Below are 20,395 nucleotides of genomic sequence, written 5' to 3'. Positions count from 1 at the left end.
TTCTCCGAGCTAGGCTGCTTTTCCGGGGACGATGGCTGGTTCTACGGGTACAGAGTTCTCATTGGGCTCGAAGAGGTTCCGAATAACCTTCAGGGCTTCGAACATGCGTCCCGCAAGGACGAATCCCTCGACCCGCTTCAACTCACCCTTCACGGACTCGTCCGTGGCAACCATCGAGACGGCTTCATGCATCGTCCGGAAGGCGAGCATTCCCTTCTCTTCCTCCTGAGGATTGATCAGAAGCGACTGCACCACGAAATAGAGTTGCCGCATGGGCGTCGTCGCGTCCGCCAGCTGGAGAACGTGGCTCTCCAGAAGAAAGCGGGCATCGTTGAGAAGGCTGAGCGTAACCTTCTGACTGACCGTCAGGACCGCGCCATTGATGAAAATCCGTTCACCGGCCTTGAGAGAAAAGCGCATCTTCGCAGTCATTTCAGACCGTCCTTGATGAGGATATTGATGTCGATGAGCGCAGCGAGACTGTTGTGCTCGCCGCGAATGATAAGATCGGATTCTTTCATCACCCACAGGCCGATCGAGATCAGCTGACCTTTCAGCTTATCGGGAAGACCGTTGTCCGGATGGCCAAGGTCCTTGATCAGGAAGGTCCAGATGCGCTGAAGGAACACGAGGGCGCCCAGCATTTCCGGAGACTGGGACGAATGCCCTTCTGCGGCTCGCAGCAGCGTGATCGCGCGATCGAAGAGGTCGTACTCGCGCTGTCGGCAGTCTTTCGGCGAATCCTCGAGGATCTCGGAATAGGAGAACTGATACATATACGAATTCCTGCCGTTAAATAAACTTGATCAGGCTGAGCTGGTTGATCTGAGACGTCAGCGAGTACGACATTTGAATTTGAGTCGAGAGCTGATCGACCCGCACCTTCGCCTCTGCAGGATCGACGGCTTCGTAATTGGTGATCCTCTCATCCAGGAAGGTTTTCTGAAGGCTCATCCGTTCATTGGCCTGGTCGATCTTCTGTTGAGCCGTTCCAAGGTCCGCCTGAACTTCCGTCACATCGGAGACACCTTCTCCAAGAGTGCCGATCACCCTTGTCAGAAGGTAGTCCCGGGTCTGGTCCCCCAGCCCGGCGATTCCGAGCTCGATGATCATCGTGTAACCCATGGCCAGCTTCCGAAATCCGGTTTCGTCAGCCGTCGCCGATGTTTTGACCCTCTCGGTCGGAGAGATCAGGCTTTGAATGTTCTGCTCGGAGGCATGGGACCATGTGCCCTGCCAGTCATCCGCGAACATCTTGGCAAGAGGACCGTCCAGGAACGCCTGCATCTCGTCCGGCGTAATTTCCGCAACTTTGGGATCGCTTTGGGGAAACTTGAAGAACTCCAGGAACGCGGCATCGATCGCGGCCTTCGGGCCCGCCTCGTAATCGTTGAGCGGCTGAACCTTCGAGTTGACCCCGCCGAACAGATACTGACCGCCGTTGTTCTCGTTCAGCGTCGAGATCAGCTTGTTCAATCCGGCCTTGGCCTGGCTCACGATCAACGGCACGTCCTGCGAACCCACATGCAATCCGACGAGAGCGTCCTTGAGGCTGTCAGCAACCGTCCGAACCTGATCGAGGCCAGCCGACGTGGACTTCAGGCGAAGGGTCGCCGTTGCATTGCTGTCGGTCAACGTATCGAGAGTGGATCGCTCCTGCCGCAGGGACAAAGACTTCCCGGTCTTTCGGCCAAGAGCGAGGCCAACATCCATGTGGCGCCCTGTCACAACCTCCTTGTTGGCCTTCACGAGCTCCGACTGCAGTTTGTCGAGGGTCGACCTGGGCGAATTCCACAGTGTCGTGGTCGAGATGAACGTTGTCTTCATGTCTTAGCCCACCGCATTGAGAAGCGTCTGAAGCATCTGATTGATGACGGAGATCAGCTTTGCAGAGGCTGAATAGGATTTCTCGAGCTGGAGCATGAGCGCCGTCTCATCATCCATATTGACGTCCGTCGCATTCGAAAGGGCTTCGGATGCCTGTGCCAGCAGTGTTTCGCGATAGGCCACCTGTTGCGACGCGTCCTGGCGTTTTGCTTCAACCCAGCCGGCGGAGGACGAAGCAAAATCCTGCAGAGTCATCTTGCTTCCCAGGCCCAGATCCGGATCGAAGCCGCGGTCGGCCTCCATGGCATCGACCAGCTGGTAAAGGCGCGTCGAGAAGGACGCGGTGCCGTCACCATAGGAGTAAGCCGGATCGCCGTTGATGCCGCCGTCGCGGATCCGCTCGAACTTTCCACCCTGTGAAGGATCGACAGCATCGTTGACCCTGATCTGCCCCGCGAGTCCCTCCGCCGTCGCCGGAATGCCGGGCGCGTCCGCATAGGTGAAGATGCCCACGAGATCAGGCTTTCCACCGCCCGTCTTGTCGACTTCGGCGAATGCCGAGATCAAGCCGCGAGCCAGCTCATCGAGTTGACGCTGGTATCCGACCGCGGCCTCGTCCCGAACCTTGACGAGACCGACCAGGCTGCCGGAACTCAGAGGCATGGGCGACTGCTCGCCCGTGACTGGAACATCATCGATCAGGATCGCGCCGCCGGGCTTTCCAGGTTCCAGTCCAACGCTCGCGTCGTACTTCACGGTACGGGGCAGCCGGTCGAAGAGCGGCACGCCGCTATCCGTATAGAGAGCTATATCGTTGTCGGCCCTCGGAACGACCGTGATCCCGATTTCCTCGGAAAGCTGAGCAATGAGGTAGTCTCTCGTATCGAGAGCATCCGAAACATCCCTGCCGAGGGCACTTCCGCTCATGACCTCGTCGTTCGCCATCTTGAACTTGGCCAGGATCTCGTTGATCCGGGATACGGATTCCGTAATCTGAACCTGCGCCTCCTTACGGACCGCATTGATCTCTGCTGTCGCCTGGTTCAGGCTCGTCGCGAGATCCGACGCAGCTTTCACGAAGCCGCGAGCCAATACGTTGTCATCGGGCGCATTCGCATATTGCTGAAGCGAGTTCTTCAAAGCTCCGATGCGAGCGGCGGGCGACTCGTCCAGCTCCGGGTCACCGATGGTCCGACTCAGTTTCTGAAGACCCTCCAGAAGCGACTTCTGCATCGCCGCATCCGAAGTGGTCTCAAGCATCTTGTTCAAGAGGGCTCGATCGCTGGCACGGATCACCGTGACACGCGCAACCCCGCCTGTCGTAACAAGGGCGCCGATCTTGCGCGAATATCCCGGATCGGAGGCTCCCGCGGTGTTGCGGGAAACAATCGCCATTTGGGATTGCGAAGCCTGCAGCGACGACCGAGCCGTATTATAGGCAACCGAAAGTGACATCTCAAAAGCCCTCAGAATCGACCGGAAACGCTATCGTTTCAGATTCATGAGCACGTCGAGGAGCTCGGATCCGGTCTGAAACACTTTCGAATTCGCAGTGTAGCTGGTCTGAGCTTCGATCATCGCCGTCAGTTCAGTGCCGATATCGACATTCGAGCCTTCGAGCGCCCCCGACGCCACCGATCCGAAGCCAACGGTCCCGGGGAATCCAACCTGATAGCCGCCTGACATGTTGGTTGCTTCGTAGACGTTCCCGGCGCGCGGGCTGAGATTGTCGGGGCTTGGAACCGTCGCCAGCGGGATCCTGTAGGCGGCGATGCGCGATCCGTCCTCGTACACTGCATAGACAGTCCCGTCGGTGGCGAACTCGGCGCTCTTGACGGCCGAAGGAGCATTGCCGTTGGACGCGCCCGTCAGCGAATATTCGCCAGCCAATTGCGTCATGCCCTTCATGTCGAGAGTAAAATCTTTGCCGTTGGGAATCTTGAACTTCAAGTCGGTGGGAGGAGCGATGTTGCCGTTGGCGTCGAACGTCAGATCCATCGGCGTTTCGGCGCCTTCCAGAGCGCCCCCTGCCACGTCGGTGACCGTCATTCTCCAGGTCGCTTCATCGACCTTTTCCAGCTTGATGTTGACCTTCACGGGATTGCCGACATTGTCGTACACTTGGAGCGAGGACATCTTGGTCGATCCGTCCTCCGCACCGTACGGCAGATTGCCCGTGAATGTGCCGTACGTTGAGGCAGAGGCCTGCATGCCGAACGAGGCCAGGTTGACAGGGACCATGCCGTCGAGGCTGTTCAGCGATGGAGTGTCTGCCCCGTCCGCAAGACTGAAGCCCATCAGGGTAAATCCGGCCGCATTCAGGAGATTGCCGGTCTTCCCGTCCACGACGAAGTTGCCGGCCCGCGTCAGATAGGGCGATCCCTTCGGATCGGACACGACGAAAAACCCGTTGCCGGAGATCGCCAGATCGGTGGCCGAGGTCGTATAGCTGATCGGGCCCTGGTCCGAAATCGTATACCGAACGGCACTTGTAACCGAGCCTGAATTATATGCGCCTTCGCTTGATGGCAGGATAAGGGACGAGAACTCCGTGGAGGCTCGCTTATATCCATTGGTGCTCGAGTTCTGGATATTCTCGGCAACCGTACCCAACTTGTTCGACTGGGCGGTCATGCCGGATACGCCGCTGCGAAGGACACCGTAAAGGCTCATGTGAGACTCCTGCAAATATAGTTGAAGCGTAGCACCAGAATGCTTGTGCGAAGCTGGACTGGGATATGGAGGCGGGCGATCCGGTCGATCGTCATGGCTTGAGCATCTGAGCGAGATCCATGAAGGCGTCCCTGCTCAAGGGAGATGATGGATCCTGCCGAAGGGCTTCATAGATTTTCGGAACGAGGACGACCGCCTGATCGAGCTCCTGGTCAGCGCCCGCCTGATATCCGCCCATCATTCGCAGGTCGCGGGTATCTTCGTAGCGGGCGATCATGCCGCGCAGGCGGCGCACCAGCTCCTTCTGCTCCCGTGTCCAGACATGATCTGCGAGGCGGGAGATGGATCCGAGGACATTGATGGCCGGGTATCGGCCCTGATCGGCGATCGAACGGTCGAGAACGATGTGGCCGTCGAGCGTTCCGCGAATATTGTCGGCTACGGGGTCGTTATGATCATCGCCATCAATGAGAACGGAGAAGATGCCGGTGATCGACCCTTTTCCCTCCTCCCCAGGACCAGCCCTCTCGAGCAGGCGGGGCAAATCGCTGAAAACACTGGGAGTATAGCCCCGCGCCACTGCCGGCTCACCTGCGGCGAGCGCCACGTCGCGCGCGGCATGAGCATAGCGGGTCACCGAGTCGACAATCAGCAGAACCGAATCGCCGCGGTCCCTAAAGTACTCGGCAACCGAAATCGCGGTTCTGGGCGCCTGGCGGCGCATCATCGGGCTCTCGTCCCCTGTGGAGACGACGAGGACCGCTTTGTGCAAGCTGGCCTGTATCGCTCCCTCCAGAAACTCTCTTACCTCACGGCCGCGCTCGCCTACGAGTGCGACGACGATCGTGTCGAACCCCTCACATCGTGCCAGCATCGTCAGAAGAGTGGATTTTCCCACGCCCGAACCCGCAAATATTCCGATGCGCTGGCCCTGGCAGATCGGCGTGAAGAGATCGATCGCCTTCACGCCCGTCTGCAGCGGTTTATGGACCCTGGCTCGTGTCATCGCGGAGGGTGGTTCGGCATCCTGATGCATCGGCACGGCCCCGGCCGGCAGGGGCCCCTGCCCGTCGAGCGGCTCGCCAAGGGCATTGATGACTCGCCCTTTCCAGCCTTGATCCGGACTCAAGCCATTGTTCGATACCACAAAAGCAGGAGTTCCGATCTTAGCCTCGATCCGGCCGTTGAACGGCTTGATCGTCAAGCCGTCAGGATCAATGCGGACAACCTCACCCGTGTGAACCTTGTCATTCGCCTCGAAGCCGACCTGGTCTCCCAACTTGACGAACCGAGACAGCCCCGTCACACGATAGTGGCTGGGAGTGACCTCGCGAATGGTACCGGCAATTTTGACCAGGCGGTTTCCCGTGCTTTGGGAAAGGACGAGACGCTCAAGTTCGCCAAGAATGTTCACCCCGTACATCAGCTGCTAGGCCCCAATGTCCGGATCGCGTCCATCAGTGTCGATTCGCTTTCCTGAATCGTGGTGGCAGCGCTCTCGAAGTTCCTTTGGAGTGCGATCATCTTCGTCATCTCGAGGATCGGATTGACGTTGGATCCCTCGCTGTATCCCTGCTGAACGCCGCTGGATGTGAAGTCCTGAACGACCTCACCGGGGATGCTGGATATGATGCCCGAGCCCCCGTAGCGGGTCAGCCGGCTGTCGCTGCTCAACTGGAACATCCCGAGGATCCCGACTTGATTGCCTCCCTGGGTGATCGTTCCATCGCGAGCGATGTTCGGAGAGCCGGCATTCGGATCAAGTGTGATGGGCGCGCCACCGGAATCGAGAACCGCGCGACCGTCGACTGTCAGCAGGTCACCATTCTCATTCATGCTGAAGCGGCCGTCGCGGGTGTAGACCGGGCCATTCGGGCCACTGTACGCGAACCAGGCGTCTCCCTGGATCGCAACGTCCAAAGGGTTGTCCGTCTTGTTCAGAGGCCCAGCCTGACGCGAGATGAAGTTCTGGCCCGATGAGGCAAAGGAGACATCGTTCTTTCCGGCGAGGGAGAGAAGTTCTTCGAACTTGATCTCGTCGGCCCGGAAGCCGCCGGTCGTCATGTTGGCGATATTGTTGGAAACGGTCGTGAGACGCTTCTCCATCGCGACCTGAGCCGACAACGACACGTAAAGGGCGGATTGCATCTGGACCTCCCATAGGCACGGCTCGGCGGCCATGGTCGATATAGGTTAATATTCCGAACGCGCAGCTTAAGCAGCCTGCGCTAGCGGCTCAGAGCTATCAATCCAGTCTTGCATGAGGCTTGCCCCGTCCGTTCCAGCTTCGCGCAAGCCTCCGCGGTTAGGAATTGGGGAAGAAATGAGCTTGCACGAGGACTATCAGGTTGGGCGTCATCATCGGATTGGTTGTTGCCATCGGCTCGCTCGTCAGCGGCTATGTGGCCATGGGCGGGCATCTTTCCGTCATCTGGCAGCCGTGGGAATACGTTATTATCTGCGGGATCGCGATCGGCACGTTCATTATCGCAAATCCCATGCCTCTCTTGAAGGATACTGGCCGAGCCTCGCTTGAGGCCATCAAGGGCAAAGTTCCCAAGAGAGACCAGTATCTCGCCATTCTGGGGCTTCTCTACGCCCTGCTGCGAGAGCTGAAGAACAAGCCTCGCAACGAAGTTGAATCCCATATCGACACGCCTGAAGAATCGACCATCTTCAAAACGTTCCCGAGCGTTCTGAGCGACAAAGATCTGACCCTTTTCATCTGTGATTACGTGCGTCTGATCATCATCGGAAACGCACGCCCGCATGAAATCGAGGCGCTTATGGAGGAGGAGATCGCCACTCTGAAGCGCGATCGCACGAAGCCGTACTATTCGCTCACCTCTGTCGCGGAAGCGTTGCCTGCTCTCGGTATCGTGGCCGCGGTTCTGGGAATCGTGAAGGCCTTGGGAGCAATCGACCAGTCGCCTGCAATCCTTGGCGGCCTCATCGCGTCGGCACTCGTCGGCACTTTCGGGGGCATCTTTATCTCATATGCCTTCCTGTCCCCGCTCGCCAACAAAGTGAAAGCGACACGCGAGAAACAAACCCGCGTCTATGTCATCGTGAAACAGGCACTTATCGCCTATATGAACGGCGCTCTGCCGCAGATCGCCGTTGAGCACGGACGAAAGGGCATTTCCGTTGAATACCGGCCGACCATCGATGAGGTCGAGACAGCGACCACGATGGGCAGCCGCGTTGAGGACCTGAGAGAGGCGGCCTGATCATGAGCGGCATGCAAAGCTCCAGCGACATTCGCGATATGCTCCTTGACTCCGCAGGTCTTTCCGTTGATCGCCTGCCGATGCTCCATGTGATCTTCGATCGCATGTCTACGAGCTGCGCAGAACACCTCCGCCACATGGCGGCCTCGCCCATGTACTATTCCCTCAGCGGAATTGAGAGCGGTCGCGTCAGCGAAATTCTGGAAATGTACGAGGCGAACGCCGTTGCGGGCATCTTTCATGCCCCGGACTGGGATAGCCACATCCTCATCGGGTTCGATCGTGACTTCGTCTACACGATGGTGGAAGTCCTGTTCGGATCCGACGGTTCGGAACCCCCTGTCGAAGAGGCCCGCGGCTTCTCGAACATTGAGTTACGGATGGCTCAGGTTCTGTTCGAACAGGTCGCAAAGGCACTCCAGGCCTCCTTCGCTCTCGTTTCGAACACAAAATTCAAGCTCGAGCGTCTCGAGACCCGTATGGACTTTGCCGTCATCGGCCGAAGAAACAATCAGGCCGTCGCAGCCAAGTTCCTTCTTCAGGCTCTCAACCGCGGCGGGGAGATGTTCGTCATTATTCCTCAATCGGCTCTAAACCCGATGAGGAAATCACTTTCGAAGGTGGTATCGGGGGAATCGACCAGTCGCGATCCGCGTTGGCTGAAGCAGATGGCCAATGAAGTCAGCAAAACGGAAATCACTCTGACGGCCGTTCTCGAGGAGCGTTTCCTTTCGCTTGGTGAGATCGCAGAACTGAAGGTTGGACAGGTTATCGAGCTACAGGCTACGCCCAAGTCGCGTGTCAAGCTCGAAGGCAATCAGCAGAGCCTGTTCTGGTGTCACATGGGACAGGCAGACGGGTCCTACGTCCTCAAAATCGATGAATTGATCGACCAGGAGAAAGAGTTTCTTGATGATGTCTTCGCTCGCTAACATCATTCTCTTCGTCGCACTGGTCATTACGAGCGCGATGGTTGCCCTGATGTACCGGAAGCTCAAGCGACTGGATCAGTACCACGCCGATTATCAACGCATCTTCGACAAGACCGGCGCAGCCCTCATCGGCGCTCAGAACGCGGTTGCGAGCTTCGGCTCCGAGGGCCGCGAGACGCTCGCATTGCTCGGCGCACGCATCGAAGAGGCGCGAGAAGCTGCCAGGCAGCTTGAAACACTGACACAATCTGCCCGAGAGCTGGCCCAGGCAAGCTCCCGCAGTTCCAGCGTATAAGGATCTGTAACATGTCCAACCCCTTTGAGAATAATTTCCAGGACAAAGCCACGTGGCAGCAGGACGGGGAACTCGGCAAGAGCCTCGGTGGCCAGGTTTCGCGCGACGGCAAAATGGACAATGGCCGCAACCTCGATTCCATTCTGCGGATTCCCGTGACGATCCAGGTCGTCCTCGGCTCAGCGACCATGCCGGTCTCGAACCTCATGAAGCTCGGACGCGGTGCCATCGTTCCTCTGGATCACAGAGTCGGCGAGCCTGTTGACGTCGTTGTCAACGGACGTGTCATTGCGCGCGGAGAAGTTGTCGTCGTCGAAGACGACAACTCCCGATTCGGCATCTCCCTGACTGAAATCGTTGGCCCACCCACCAACGACATCACCGGCTGAAGCGGTTGCACCCATGGTTGCGAGTTTTCCCGTAAGAGCAAGCGGCGCCAAGGCCATGAAAGGGCCGGAACGCGTTGCAACACTTCTCCTGGCCATGGGGAAGCCTGCTGCAAACAGAATCCTAAAACACTTCAGCGAGGACGAGATCCGGGTCGTCACGAAGTCTGCGGCTCAGCTCGGTGCTGTGTCGCCGGCGCAAATCGAGGCCCTCGTAGATGAATTCGCCTCCAACTTCTCCAACGGCGCTGACGTTATCGGCAGCGTAGCCCATATCGAGAAGCTGTTGGCCGGCGTTCTTTCGCCTGAGCAGATTGCCGATATACTCAGTGACGTTGCCGGCACTGCGAACAGGAGTATTTGGGAACGCATCTCGACTGTTTCCGAAAGCGCTATCGCCTCGTACCTGCTCAAAGAACATCCCCAAACCGCGGCACTTATTCTGACGAAAGTCAAACCGTCATGTGCCGCGAAGGTCATGGCTCAGCTTCCTCAGCCTCTGCGCAACAACTTGATGCGGCGTATGCTGAGCATGAAGCCGATTGTCGACGAGACGATGAAGAACATCGAAAGAACACTCCATGAAGACTTCATGGTGAACTTCTCGAAGAATGCCGGATCCGATACTCACGCCAAAATTGCGGACATCATCAATAAGATGGAGCGTGAGCATATGGAGGACGTGCTCACCAGCCTTTCAACCGTGCGCCCAAAATCTGCAGAGATCCTGAGAGGCCTTCTCTTCACCTTCGACGACATCGTGAAGCTGACCCCAAGGGATCGTACGACACTGTTCGATCAGGTTCCGCCGGATCGTGTGGTTCTGGCACTGAAGGGCACAAACGAAGAGTTCCGCAAAGTAGTCCTGGCAGCTCTCTCGTCACGCGTCCGCCGCATGATCGAGCACGAGTTGAGCAGCAAGGAGCCGTCACCTCAGCGCGATATTACCGAGGCTCGTCGTTCGATCACGGATCTTGCTTTGGATATGGCCGGACGTGGCGAGATCGTCATCAACTCCGAAACTGAAGACGAGTCCTTCGTGTAAGCGCCGCTAGCGACCGATGTCAGACACCGAGGACAAGGACAGCAAGACCGAAGCACCTTCCGACAAGAAGGTTCGAGATGCTCTCGAGAAGGGAAACATACCTTTCTCGAGAGAAGCGCCGATATTTGCGTCCATACTCGGAATTCTTCTGGTTCTGACCTTCGTTGCGTCAAGCAGCACGAAGTTCCTGACGGAAAAGCTGTCGCTCTTCATCGATCGCCCCCAGGACTTTCGCCTGAACTCGGGCGTGGATGCAGTGGCTCTGTTTCAGGCGGTTTCCCTTGAAGTCGGCCGCTTCCTGTTTCCGATCATTGCGATCCTGGCCGGCTGCAGCCTCGCCGCTTCAATTTTCCAGAATCTGCCGTCCTTCGTATCCGAACGGATACGGCCTCAATGGAACCGGATCTCGCCGGTTAGCGGGTGGAGTCGGATCTTCAGCCGTACTGGCCTCGTCGAGTTCGCCAAGTCGCTGTTCAAATTCGGAACCATTACCATCGTGTCCATTCTGCTCCTGAGATCGGAGCAACACAAGGTCTTCAACGCTATGTTCAGTGACCCGACTCTCATTCCGGAGCTTATGCTGAGCATGGCGATGCGACTGGTGTCGGCAATTGCCATCGCAACAATCGTCCTCGTTGCAGCCGACCTGGTTTGGGCGCGTCTCAAATGGCGCAGCGATCTGAAGATGACTCCGCAGGAAGTCAAGGAAGAGTACAAGCAGATGGAAGGTGACCCGATGGTCAAGGCGCGGATGCGTTCCTTGGCTCAAGATCGGGCCCGCAAGCGCATGCTCGCCGCTGTCCCAAAGGCTACTTTCGTAATCGCCAATCCGACGCACTATGCAATCGCGCTTCGTTATGAGCGAAGCGAGGCGAGTGCCCCCATCGTCGTCGCAAAAGGCAAGGATCTCATTGCGTTAAAGATTCGCGAAACTGCCGAGAAGCACGGCATTCCGGTGATCGAGGACAAGCCTCTGGCAAGATCCATGTACGATCATGTCGAAGTGGATCGCATGATTCCTCCGGATTTTTATAAGGCCGTCGCTCAGATCCTCTTCTACATCCTTACGAGATCGAAATGAAAAGACTTTCCGATAGGGCTCCAGCAACGTCCTTCCGCGGGTATGTTGACGTAAATGCGTTCGAAGAGGTACTCGCCTGCAACATCAAGGATGTCATCGCTGACTTCTGTCTCGTAGATGCCGAGATCATTCAGTCCTATGTGAGCAACGAGCTGCACGGAAACATGGACGAGATCGTTTCATCCTGTGCCGAGCTCTTCTTCAAGGGCCATACATTGTCTTATGCCCGTTCAGCGGCAATTAGCACAGCGCTTGGCCAGCCACCCTGCGTCGTCCTCGATATGGAGTTCGCGCACGATGTCGTTAGCGTTGACTTCAAGTTGATTCTCGGCGAATTCTCGGTCGGGGTTCATATTAACAGAGTTCTTCTGGAGGAGCTTCCCGAGGCTGATTTCGATCCTCATTTCTTCGCGAAGATCGTTACTTCGGCTCGTCTCAGACCTTTGCCGCCTCGTTTCCGTTCTCCTTACTGTCCGACGGACTCTTTGCGGCATTAACATCGGACATTGAGTGCAGATCGTGGTACGAGGCGCCTTCTCCCTTCTACTCTTCCCGGTCGTCGGCTTGCTCGCCGGCTGCAATTCCGGGAACAGCCTGCATTCACAAGGGCCTTGGGGACCCGTCGATACACAACGTAGCTATTCGCAGTACTCGGCACCATGGGGCGGATCGTCTGCTCATCAGCGCCCGCTTGTTATGTCGGGACTGGGCTATTCCGTCGAAAACGCGCCCGCGAGTGTAGAACCGCCCATATCCGGCCGGCAGCGGTATTATCGCGACAGCGGGCTGCCGAACGATCCTCGGCCTCCTGGCGAAGTTCCAACGACAAGCCGGACAATGATGCCTGTCGTGGAACCGATTTCGCCTTCGAGCGAGCCTTCAATGCCTGCGGCTTCAGCGCACCCATCGATTGCCGCCGTGTCGCCTCCAGGCATTTTCAGTGCACCACGACGCGCGTCTTCATACACCGGAACCTGGAGAGTTCGTGATGCGGACGGGAAGTCATGCATTGTCCATCTTTCCAACACCGCGTCCCTAGACCTCTACAAAGCATCCGTTTCCAAGTGCGATAACGAGGCGCTTCGCCGTGTCAACCTGTGGAAGTTTGAAGGAAGCAACGTGACTCTCCTTACCCGGGGCGTGGAGATTGCTCGTCTTGAGGGCACCGAGGCTTCTCTGAACGGGACGTTCAATCAATCCGGTGCTCGCCTCCAGATGACCCGCTAGTGCATCGGACGCGGGAAGTGGACTTGCACTTTTGGGAGTGAACCCGTTGCTCTCTCCTGGAGGAGCGCATCGGACGTGACATCGAACCCACATCCGATCCTTCAATTCAGGACGTTCAACCGTCGGAAGCTGTCTGCCCCGGCCTCAAGCCCGGCGCATCGGCACAGAACGAGCGGGCATTCGGCGTCCATTCGCCAAAACCCGTTGCGACCATGTTCGCGATCACGCGGCACACATAGCGCTTTTGGGCTGGATCATTATCCGGACCTGCGTGATAGCGGGCTACCGCCATCGTCCATGTTTCGTGACGCCCTTTGAGCTCACTGAGAAAGCGAGCGGCGTATTCGACGTTGTTCCGGGGATTCAGCATGCTTTCCAGAGACGAAAATTTGTCACGATGGTAGTAATGATTGATCTGCATGCAGCCGAGATCGATCAGTTTGGCACCTGCCCTCTGCGCCTCGTCAAACCGCTGAACGGCCTCGGCGATAGTCTTCGAAAAGACGGCTCGTCCTTCGACGTTCATGGCGTATGGCTGAAGTGACCCCCGGCGACCCGTTTCCGTCAGGCCGACCGAATACAACATCCCGACAGGAACACCGTATTTCGCCGATGCCCGCAACATCTCCCGTTCACAGAGCTGACTTCCGGATTCCGTCTCGGCTGAAAGCGAGGCTGCCAGGCTATAGGTAAACGCCGCTAGAGCGATCGCCGTCCGGACCCCGATCCTCCTCCACATTCCTATGGTGCTCTGCTCTCGTACTGGCATATGGTTTTTCCTGGTCTCGGGAATGCCCCCGTTGCCCGGCTCCTCCGTGCTGAAACGACTGGCCGTTCATCTGCATCTCGCCCTGCGGCCGTGGAGCGGCGCGATCCTGAACAGCGCCGTCGGTCACCTGTACACTGATGACGTCTGGGCGATATCCGGAACCACGCAGGAGCGCCGAGAGCTTCTCCGAGTCGTGGCGCAATAGCTGAGCCGTTTCTTCCCGCTCAACATGCAACTCCATTTCAAGGCTTTCGCCCGCAAGCCTCATCTTGATCGTCACTGAGCCCAGGTCGGCCGGATGAAGCTGCAGGTGAAGGACTCTGAGCGCGCTCTCGGAAGCCTTGATGGAGAACGTGTGATTGGCTTCGCTGCCCTGGGGCGATTGAGGCAGGACACTTCCTGATACAGCTCGAAGATCCGACCTGACCGCGCTGGCGATCCTATGGAGCGTCTCCGTGGGAAGACTGACCGGATCCTCTGCCTTTGCAATGTTGGCGTTGCCCTCATTCCGCAGTTCCGGGGTGCCGCTGGTGCGCCGGGCGATCGGTTGAGCCGACTGGATATCCTCGCCCTCCCCTTTTTCATGGGGTAAACCTTGCGTCTCCGGGATAGACTGGTTCGACGAATGCATAGCCTTGGCAGGGCCCCGCCAGTCCGGGGCTCCAGGCGTCGGCGACTTGCGAAGAGGGTCGTTGCCGAGCAGAACCTCAGGTGAGGCTTCACCTTCGACCGTGTCGCCCGCTTCCAGCCCTGTTTCGAAATTCTCGAGTACGGGCTTGAAATGCGTCTCCTGATGCCGAACTGCGATCATCAGCTTTGGAGCTTCTGTCAGGGATGGAACACCGTTTTCATCGGGCGACTGCAGGATCCCCCCCAATGAAAGTGATGCCGAGGGGTCATTCTGCTGCCCATTTGCATCGGATCTTGCGGCACTCACCTGCTGTCCGGATACCGGCGGAAGAATTCCCTGCAGAAGAGTCAGGACCGAATTCGCAATGTCGAATCCACCGACTTCACCGGTGTTATCTTGAGCGGCCGGCTCAGGCGCACCCGTTCCGTCGCCCGGCTGGGAGGTCGCTGCACCTCGTTGCGGACGATCGGACAGTCCCTGGAGGAAGGTACTGAAGCTGTCCGCATCAGAGGATGCAGATTTCCCATTCGATCCCTCGGCAGCTACAGCGGGTTCCCGCGCGGATTGCGCATCGACCGGCCGGGGGAGATTTCGGGACAGAGTGTCAAACGGGTTCATTGAACGGTCGACGCCTGGTTCTTGATCAGTTTATCGATGCGGCTCAAAATGTTGCGCGCCTTTGATAACGCCGCTGGCTGTTCTGGCGCTTGCTCCGCCGTCGCAGTCTTTGGAGCAGCGGCGTCGGCCTGAGCCGTTATCGGACCCGCTGCGTTCCGGGGCCCGACCGTGTCGCCAGCGGGGGGTTGCCGTATTTGCCCGGCTATCGACAAGGCTGTCGCAAGGATAGTGGCGTCTCGTTCCGGAAGAAGGGATTTATCGATACTCTTCAGATCCGCCACGGCTGAACCGATGCTCTCCGGGCGTACGATCAAGGCTGCCGCACGATAAAGTTTTGCCCTCGTAGAGCGGACGACATCACCCTCCGACAGATCCCGCGCCTTGTCGGCCAGCATGCGAGCGGATTCCGTAAATCCCTGATCGACAGACGAGCGAGCAGCCAGGAGGTAAAGATCTAGCCTCGGCTCCAGCTCCAGATCCTCCAGCACTTTCACGACATTGGCGAAAAGTGCCGGATCCTTTCCAAAGTCGATTCTCGTCAAAGCTGCGGCCAAACGCTGCCTGAAGTTCCCCGCGTAAACCGAATGACGGTAGCGACGCAAATAGTCTGCTGTGAGCGCGAGAAACTTCGTCATCTCTCCCATCTGGCTGGCGACGAAGACCTGGCGCCGCAATGCCCCCTCTTCGAGAAGCGTACCCGGAGCTTGCAGCCTGACGAAATCCAGGAGATCGCTGGATTTTTTCACGTCGGATCGAACGAGAAGGGCCGATTGAACCAGAGCGATCTGGGCGCCAAGCATCGGCGGCAGCGACCGCAAGTCCACGGCCATCAGCTTACCCTTCGCCTCCTCCTCCCGGCCCTCGACATAGGCCAAAGCGCCCTCGACCAAAGTACGATGCTCCAGAGGTAGAGCGGGGTCACCCATCTCCAAGAGCTTCCTGAGGATCTGCGGCTTGCCGCCGCTCAGTGTCAAGGCGATAGCAGCATGGATATTCTTGCGATCCATCCAGACGTCAGGCTCCATCGCCATGAATCGGCTGTCCAGAATCGTCAGCAGGCCTCGTTGCCCCGTATGGGCCTCTGTCGAACCCAGGGCAATTTGATCCTGCATCAGCTGCAAGGTTCGGACCATCTGCACGGGCGGCGAAACGCCCTCCTTCTGCCCTTGCTCCTCTACGATCGGTGGACTGGCCTCGCTGTCCGGCTTGACTTCGGCGAGGGCAGAACCGGATGCGCTCAATAGAGCAAACATAAGAGCAGCCTGGCGTCGACCGTTCACCGTCATCACTCCTGAAGCAATATTTCGACCCGCCGGTTCTGGTCAGCCTTCGGATCCGACGGAATCTTCGGATCACGATCAGCATGGCCTTCGACCCGCACGATTCGGTTCTCGTCCAATCCGCCACGTACAAGCATATACAATGCCATTTGCGCTCGCGCTTGAGACAAGCGCCAGTTGTCGTAGTTCGCAGACCTGAAAGGCCGGCTGTCCGTGTGCCCTCGAATGACGATCTTTCCAGGACGGGACTGCAGGATTGCTGCAATCTTCGCCATGGCCTGGACGACCTTGGCATGGGGCTCGGCGGAGCCAACCGCAAACATCGAGAAGTCGAAATCGTCCGTCAAACTGATCATAGTGCCCGCACCTGTCCGCCGCACTTCGATGTGAGGCTTGGGTGCCGCATCTGATCCAGGCTGAACCGCGTTCATGATTTCCTTCTTGAGTTCTGCGGCTTTCCGATCAGCGGCATCCTCCAGGCTCGCGTTGCCTCCTCCTTCATCGACGGAGGATTGCGCTTCAACCGGCGGCTTAGCCTGGGTCGATGCAGCCTTCGCCAACCCCGAGGCGGAATGCTCCACGACGGTCTGCTTCGGATTGGATGGAGCCAGGACGTCAATCTCGGCCTTTGGAGGCGGACTTGCCGTTCGCGGCTTAGGCGGAGTTTCCGTCTTCAAGTCCTCGACAGGAGCGACCTGCCAGTAGAGCGGGTCGAAAGGGTCTCTGAAAACCTCCCCGCTGCTCAATCCCGGAACGTCGCTCTCACCGGGCGTCACGTCCGCGCCGAGAGTATCGTGGGGGTTCGGCTCGATATCCTCGGCAATCTTTGCGAGCACGGCGTAGGGGTCCTGAAACAGTGCCCCCTCCTTAAAACGAGGCTTCTGCAATTGTTCGGATTTCCCCCCCGTGCCTGAGCCGCTTCCTTTTTCCCTTCCTTTCTTGTTGTTCTCGGTCTCGCGTTCGGGAGGAACATTCTGGGGATCGTCCAGCCCTTTCTTGTTCGAAGTCGAGTCGGCCAACTGAACGGGATTGAAGTAATTTGCCACACCGGTCTTCGTGTCCTGATCCGAGACCCCGATGAGCCACATGATCAGGAAGAATGCCATCATGGCTGTCATGAAGTCGGCATGAGCGATTTTCCATGCGCCGCCCTTGACAGCGCCGTCGTCATCGTCACTGCGGCGAACGATGATGATTTCCTGCTTGCCTGTATTCAGCATGGCGACATTGCCTTTAGAGCACTCTGCAGCCGATCGGACCAACCGCTGAACTGTGTCTGTACGATTGTGTCACCCGCAACGAGGATCACCTCGACGGCATCGGTCGGAATGAACTCGACAACACCATCGCGGGGCACGATGCAGGCCTCGATTGCCGTCAGAATATCTGCCGGTCCCGTTACTCTCACGAGCGGGCCGGACTCTCCTGAGAGTATCGTGCGAAGCGCTTCCGTGAACTCGCTGATAGCGCTGTGCCGGAGTGCTTCCGGAATGACGGACGACAAGATTCTGGCCGCCTTCTCGGCCAGGGCGCCCTCAAGATTGCCGATCGCGGTCACGATCTGCATCGATAGTTGTCGCGCCTCCTGCTCGATCCAGATCTCCCGTTGAGTGGCCAGCTCCTCACGGTGGCGCTCCTGCTCCGACTTCAGGACCTGCTCAAGCTGCGTGCGGGCAGCTTCCTGCTCTTCCGCCCGCACCCGGAGCTCGAGGGATTTGAGCAGTTCTGCCTGACGATCAACAACCGGCTGAACCGGAGCCGTCTCCGACTCGGGAGCCTGCCGCACCCGGCGCAGGATACCAATCCCCATTCCATCGGTCGCGGCAGGGCTGGAAAAATCGCTGATAAGGCTTGCAATGGACCCTGACATTATGCGGCCTCTTGCCGGAGCCATTGTTTCAGAACGGCAGCGGCTTGCTCTTCGCTAAGCTCGACAATCTGTTCCAGCTTCCGCTGCGGCGTCCGGGGCATTTCGATCAATGGCTGGTTGGAATTATCCTCAAGAGCATGCTGCTGCATCTCCCCTTCCTGTTCAGCGATCTGGAGCTCCTTCGCGGCCTCGACTGCCGCCAATGCAGCCATCTGCTCGCGCTGAATCTCTATGTCGGCCTGGTGCCGGGCGATGAGCATACGAACGGCGGGACGCAATCCGAACCAGATCAGCATCGCACAGAGAGCGAGCACCGTCAGAGCGTTCACAACCGTTCCGAATTGGCGCATCAGGATTTCGGCTACCGACGGCCCAGGGACAGGTTGCATCACTCCGCTATCGTCGACGAAACTTACGGCAGCGACCTTGATCTGGTCTCCACGATCTTTGTTGAACCCAGCCGCAGAAGATACCAGTTGCTCGATTTCTGAGACCTTTGCCTCGATCTCACCCGAGCTTGCCCCTTCGCCAAGCAGGGATGCAATGCGCGACTTGTTGACCAATACCGCAACCGAGAGGTTCCTGATGGAATAGCCATCGCTAACGGTTTGAATCGTCTTGGAAGAGATCTCGTAGTTGGTCAGCTCTTCCCGACGCTGGTTGTCCTCGCTTGAGCTGTCGTTCGAGTCTCCGCGAACGTTCTCCTCCGGAAGGTTCTGCTGAACGGTCGTGGGCCGCTGGCCGGATTTATTCTGGGAAACTTCAGTTTCGCGCACGGTTCGTGTCGAGCGCTCAACCTTGGAATCCGGATTGAAGATCGTTTCGTTGGTGCTCACCTTATCCGTGTTAAGACGCGCGGCGACGCTGATCTCGAAGTTTCCGACGCCGAGATAGGGTGATAGGGTCCTCCGGATACTGTCCTGAATCTCAAGCCCAACGGTTTTCTCAAGATTGGCCAGCTTGCCTGACGATGCATTGGCGGCTTCGTCTCCCGACGCCAGCAGGGTTCCCTCGGTATTCATGACCGTCACTTTGTCGACGGCCATACCGGGAATGGCCGCAGCCACGAGATGACGGATCGCCTGCGCTGAGGACGTATCGTCGGAAGGCGACGTTCGGATCACTACGGAAGCTGACGGAGGTTGCTGTTCTCGCCGGAATGAACCCCGTTCCGGCAGCACGATGTGAACGCGGGCAGCCTTGATGCCCTTCATCCCCTGAATGGTACGAGCCAGTTCCCCTTCGAGGGCACGCACCTTGGTGACCTCCTGCATGAAGGAGGTCAGGCCCAGGGACCCGAGATCGTTAAACAGCTCATAGCCGGACTTCGTGCTGTGAGGCAGCCCCTTTTCGGCGAGCAACATTCGGGCCTGAGCCGTATTGCCGTAGCTTACGAGAAGCGCCGTTCCATCGGAGCTGACGTCGAACGCAATTCCCGCGTCCTTGAGGACTGCCCCCATTCGGCCGACATCCTCGCGGTCAAGGCCGGTGTAGAGCGTCTCCTGGGCCGGGCGGCTGAGATAGTAGGCACCGATGCCAACGGCAAAGAACACCACAAGGCCGATTGCCGCCAGGGCCGCCAATCGGCGGGCCCCAAGCTGCATCAGACTAGTCCACAATCTTTCGGCATGCTGGCGACCGGGCATCGAAAATCTCGGCAATGATAAGGCCAATCGAGATTTCTTCTTGCGCCACTAACCTTGTGCGAGGATTGCTGCCCTTGCTCGGGAGTTTCAAAAATAGGACCGGACCAATCCGCTGACGAGAATGTTCCAACCGTCGATAAGCACGAAAAAGAGGATCTTGAAGGGAAGAGCCAGGACCGTCGGCGGCATCATCATCATGCCCATGGACATCACAAGCGTCGCCACGATCATGTCGATGACCAGAAAGGGAAGAGCAATCAGGAAGCCGATCTCGAAGCCTCTCCTTAGCTCTGAAATCATGAATGCGGGGATAAGGATGCGCATATCGATCTTTTCCCCCTCCCCGGCCGCGGGATAGTTGGCGGATGCCAGATCGATGAACGTCTGGAGGTCTTTTGGACGAACATGGACGAGCATGAACTCTCGGAATGGATCGGCCGTCCTGGTAAAGGCCTCAGCCTCTGTAATTCTGTTCTCCGTCAGAGGTCGGACACCCTCGTTCCATGCCTTGTCGAAAGTCGGGCCCATAACGAAGAATGTCATGAAAAGAGAGAGACTGATCAAGAAGATGTTAGCCGGGGTGCTTTGCAGTCCCAAGCCGGAGCGCAGAAAGGAAAACGCGACGACAAAGCGGGTGAAGCTCGTCACCATGATGAGAAGGCCCGGTGCGAGAGAAAGTACCGTCAGCAGGACGACGATTTGAATGATTCGTCCGCTTGCCGCTCCATCGCCGGGTGGGAGGAGGTTCTCGAGACTCGGAACCTGAGCATACGCGCCAGCTCCCGTCAGGAGAAGAAGGAACAAACTCGTGAAAACAAGCCGAATTCTCATGAATGAGTGCTTTCGCCACGAAGACACCTCCGGATGAGGCGCCTCCACAATATT

Annotated in this window: 22 protein-coding genes; 8 read left to right on the top strand and 14 right to left on the bottom strand. The window is 57.9% G+C overall.

Going from position 1 to position 20,395, the window contains the following annotated elements:
• Nucleotides 1–9: 9 nt before the first annotated feature.
• The 7 genes from flbT to flgF all read right to left on the bottom strand — a co-directional run bounded on the left by flbT (nt 10) and on the right by flgF (nt 6,648).
• Nucleotides 10–432 (bottom strand): flagellar biosynthesis repressor FlbT, encoded by a 423-nt coding sequence (gene flbT / locus AB8841_RS13640; RefSeq protein ID WP_370436375.1) that lies wholly within the window; start codon nt 430–432, stop codon nt 10–12.
• The gene (gene flaF / locus AB8841_RS13635) at nt 429–776 is read right to left on the bottom strand and encodes a flagellar biosynthesis regulator FlaF (protein ID WP_370436374.1); all 348 of its coding nucleotides are present in this window, start codon (nt 774–776) and stop codon (nt 429–431) included. The genes flbT and flaF overlap by 4 nt, the downstream gene beginning before the upstream one ends.
• Before the next feature lie 16 nt (nt 777–792).
• On the bottom strand, nt 793–1,827 hold the full coding sequence (locus tag AB8841_RS13630) for a flagellar hook-associated family protein (RefSeq protein WP_370436373.1): 1,035 nt from the start codon (nt 1,825–1,827) through the stop codon (nt 793–795).
• A gap of 3 nt (nt 1,828–1,830) precedes the next feature.
• Nucleotides 1,831–3,282 (bottom strand): flagellar hook-associated protein FlgK, encoded by a 1,452-nt coding sequence (flgK, locus tag AB8841_RS13625; RefSeq protein WP_370436372.1) that lies wholly within the window; start codon nt 3,280–3,282, stop codon nt 1,831–1,833.
• A gap of 30 nt (nt 3,283–3,312) precedes the next feature.
• A complete protein-coding gene (locus AB8841_RS13620; protein ID WP_370436371.1) occupies nt 3,313–4,500 on the bottom strand; it encodes a flagellar hook protein FlgE in 1,188 nt (395 codons plus the stop codon).
• 91 nt (nt 4,501–4,591) lie between these two features.
• Nucleotides 4,592–5,923 (bottom strand): flagellar protein export ATPase FliI, encoded by a 1,332-nt coding sequence (gene fliI / locus AB8841_RS13615; RefSeq protein WP_370436370.1) that lies wholly within the window; start codon nt 5,921–5,923, stop codon nt 4,592–4,594.
• Nucleotides 5,923–6,648 carry a flagellar basal-body rod protein FlgF gene (gene flgF / locus AB8841_RS13610; RefSeq protein ID WP_370436369.1) on the bottom strand — a complete coding sequence of 242 codons (726 nt, stop codon included), beginning with the start codon at nt 6,646–6,648 and terminating at the stop codon, nt 5,923–5,925. Before flgF ends, fliI begins: the two co-directional genes overlap by 1 nt.
• A gap of 200 nt (nt 6,649–6,848) precedes the next feature.
• On the opposite strand from flgF, the gene motA reads away from it, so the two are divergent.
• The 8 genes from motA to AB8841_RS13570 all read left to right on the top strand — a co-directional run bounded on the left by motA (nt 6,849) and on the right by AB8841_RS13570 (nt 12,696).
• Nucleotides 6,849–7,730: a flagellar motor stator protein MotA gene (gene motA, locus AB8841_RS13605; protein WP_370436368.1), complete on the top strand. Its 882-nt coding sequence runs from the start codon at nt 6,849–6,851 to the stop codon at nt 7,728–7,730.
• A gap of 2 nt (nt 7,731–7,732) precedes the next feature.
• Nucleotides 7,733–8,662, top strand: a complete 930-nt coding sequence (locus AB8841_RS13600; protein WP_370436367.1) for a flagellar motor switch protein FliM — start codon at nt 7,733–7,735, stop codon at nt 8,660–8,662.
• Nucleotides 8,643–8,957, top strand: coding sequence for a hypothetical protein (locus tag AB8841_RS13595; RefSeq protein WP_370436366.1), 315 nt, complete (start codon nt 8,643–8,645; stop codon nt 8,955–8,957). Before AB8841_RS13600 ends, AB8841_RS13595 begins: the two co-directional genes overlap by 20 nt.
• Nucleotides 8,958–9,070: 113 nt before the next feature.
• A complete protein-coding gene (fliN, locus tag AB8841_RS13590; RefSeq protein WP_370439268.1) occupies nt 9,071–9,346 on the top strand; it encodes a flagellar motor switch protein FliN in 276 nt (91 codons plus the stop codon).
• A 13-nt stretch (nt 9,347–9,359) separates the two neighbouring features.
• A complete protein-coding gene (locus AB8841_RS13585; RefSeq protein WP_370436365.1) occupies nt 9,360–10,388 on the top strand; it encodes a flagellar motor switch protein FliG in 1,029 nt (342 codons plus the stop codon).
• 16 nt (nt 10,389–10,404) lie between these two features.
• Nucleotides 10,405–11,469, top strand: a complete 1,065-nt coding sequence (gene flhB, locus AB8841_RS13580) for a flagellar biosynthesis protein FlhB (RefSeq protein ID WP_370436364.1) — start codon at nt 10,405–10,407, stop codon at nt 11,467–11,469.
• The gene (locus tag AB8841_RS13575; protein WP_370436363.1) at nt 11,466–11,966 is read left to right on the top strand and encodes a hypothetical protein; all 501 of its coding nucleotides are present in this window, start codon (nt 11,466–11,468) and stop codon (nt 11,964–11,966) included. The genes flhB and AB8841_RS13575 overlap by 4 nt, the downstream gene beginning before the upstream one ends.
• A 199-nt stretch (nt 11,967–12,165) precedes the next feature.
• On the top strand, nt 12,166–12,696 hold the full coding sequence (locus AB8841_RS13570; protein WP_370439267.1) for an AprI/Inh family metalloprotease inhibitor: 531 nt from the start codon (nt 12,166–12,168) through the stop codon (nt 12,694–12,696).
• A 115-nt stretch (nt 12,697–12,811) separates the two neighbouring features.
• Here AB8841_RS13570 and AB8841_RS13565 read toward each other — a convergent pair whose 3' ends face one another.
• The 7 genes from AB8841_RS13565 to fliP form a co-directional block, all read right to left on the bottom strand.
• Nucleotides 12,812–13,435, bottom strand: a complete 624-nt coding sequence (locus AB8841_RS13565) for a transglycosylase SLT domain-containing protein (protein WP_370436362.1) — start codon at nt 13,433–13,435, stop codon at nt 12,812–12,814.
• Nucleotides 13,380–14,714 (bottom strand): flagellar hook-length control protein FliK, encoded by a 1,335-nt coding sequence (locus AB8841_RS13560; RefSeq protein WP_370436361.1) that lies wholly within the window; start codon nt 14,712–14,714, stop codon nt 13,380–13,382. The genes AB8841_RS13565 and AB8841_RS13560 overlap by 56 nt, the downstream gene beginning before the upstream one ends.
• Nucleotides 14,711–16,000, bottom strand: coding sequence for a chemotaxis protein MotC (locus tag AB8841_RS13555; protein WP_370436360.1), 1,290 nt, complete (start codon nt 15,998–16,000; stop codon nt 14,711–14,713). The genes AB8841_RS13560 and AB8841_RS13555 overlap by 4 nt, the downstream gene beginning before the upstream one ends.
• Nucleotides 16,000–17,214, bottom strand: coding sequence for a MotB family protein (locus AB8841_RS13550; protein WP_370436359.1), 1,215 nt, complete (start codon nt 17,212–17,214; stop codon nt 16,000–16,002). Before AB8841_RS13550 ends, AB8841_RS13555 begins: the two co-directional genes overlap by 1 nt.
• The gene (locus AB8841_RS13545) at nt 17,208–17,864 is read right to left on the bottom strand and encodes a hypothetical protein (protein ID WP_370436358.1); all 657 of its coding nucleotides are present in this window, start codon (nt 17,862–17,864) and stop codon (nt 17,208–17,210) included. Before AB8841_RS13545 ends, AB8841_RS13550 begins: the two co-directional genes overlap by 7 nt.
• Nucleotides 17,864–19,510, bottom strand: a complete 1,647-nt coding sequence (fliF, locus tag AB8841_RS13540) for a flagellar basal-body MS-ring/collar protein FliF (RefSeq protein WP_370439266.1) — start codon at nt 19,508–19,510, stop codon at nt 17,864–17,866. The genes AB8841_RS13545 and fliF overlap by 1 nt, the downstream gene beginning before the upstream one ends.
• Nucleotides 19,511–19,597: 87 nt before the next feature.
• The gene (gene fliP / locus AB8841_RS13535) at nt 19,598–20,341 is read right to left on the bottom strand and encodes a flagellar type III secretion system pore protein FliP (RefSeq protein WP_370436357.1); all 744 of its coding nucleotides are present in this window, start codon (nt 20,339–20,341) and stop codon (nt 19,598–19,600) included.
• Between the last annotated feature and the right edge of the window lie 54 nt (nt 20,342–20,395).

The sequence above is a fragment of the Microvirga sp. TS319 genome, from assembly GCF_041276405.1.
Taxonomy (GTDB): Bacteria; Pseudomonadota; Alphaproteobacteria; order Rhizobiales; family Beijerinckiaceae; genus Microvirga.
This window is presented reverse-complemented; position numbering and strand designations above follow the sequence as displayed.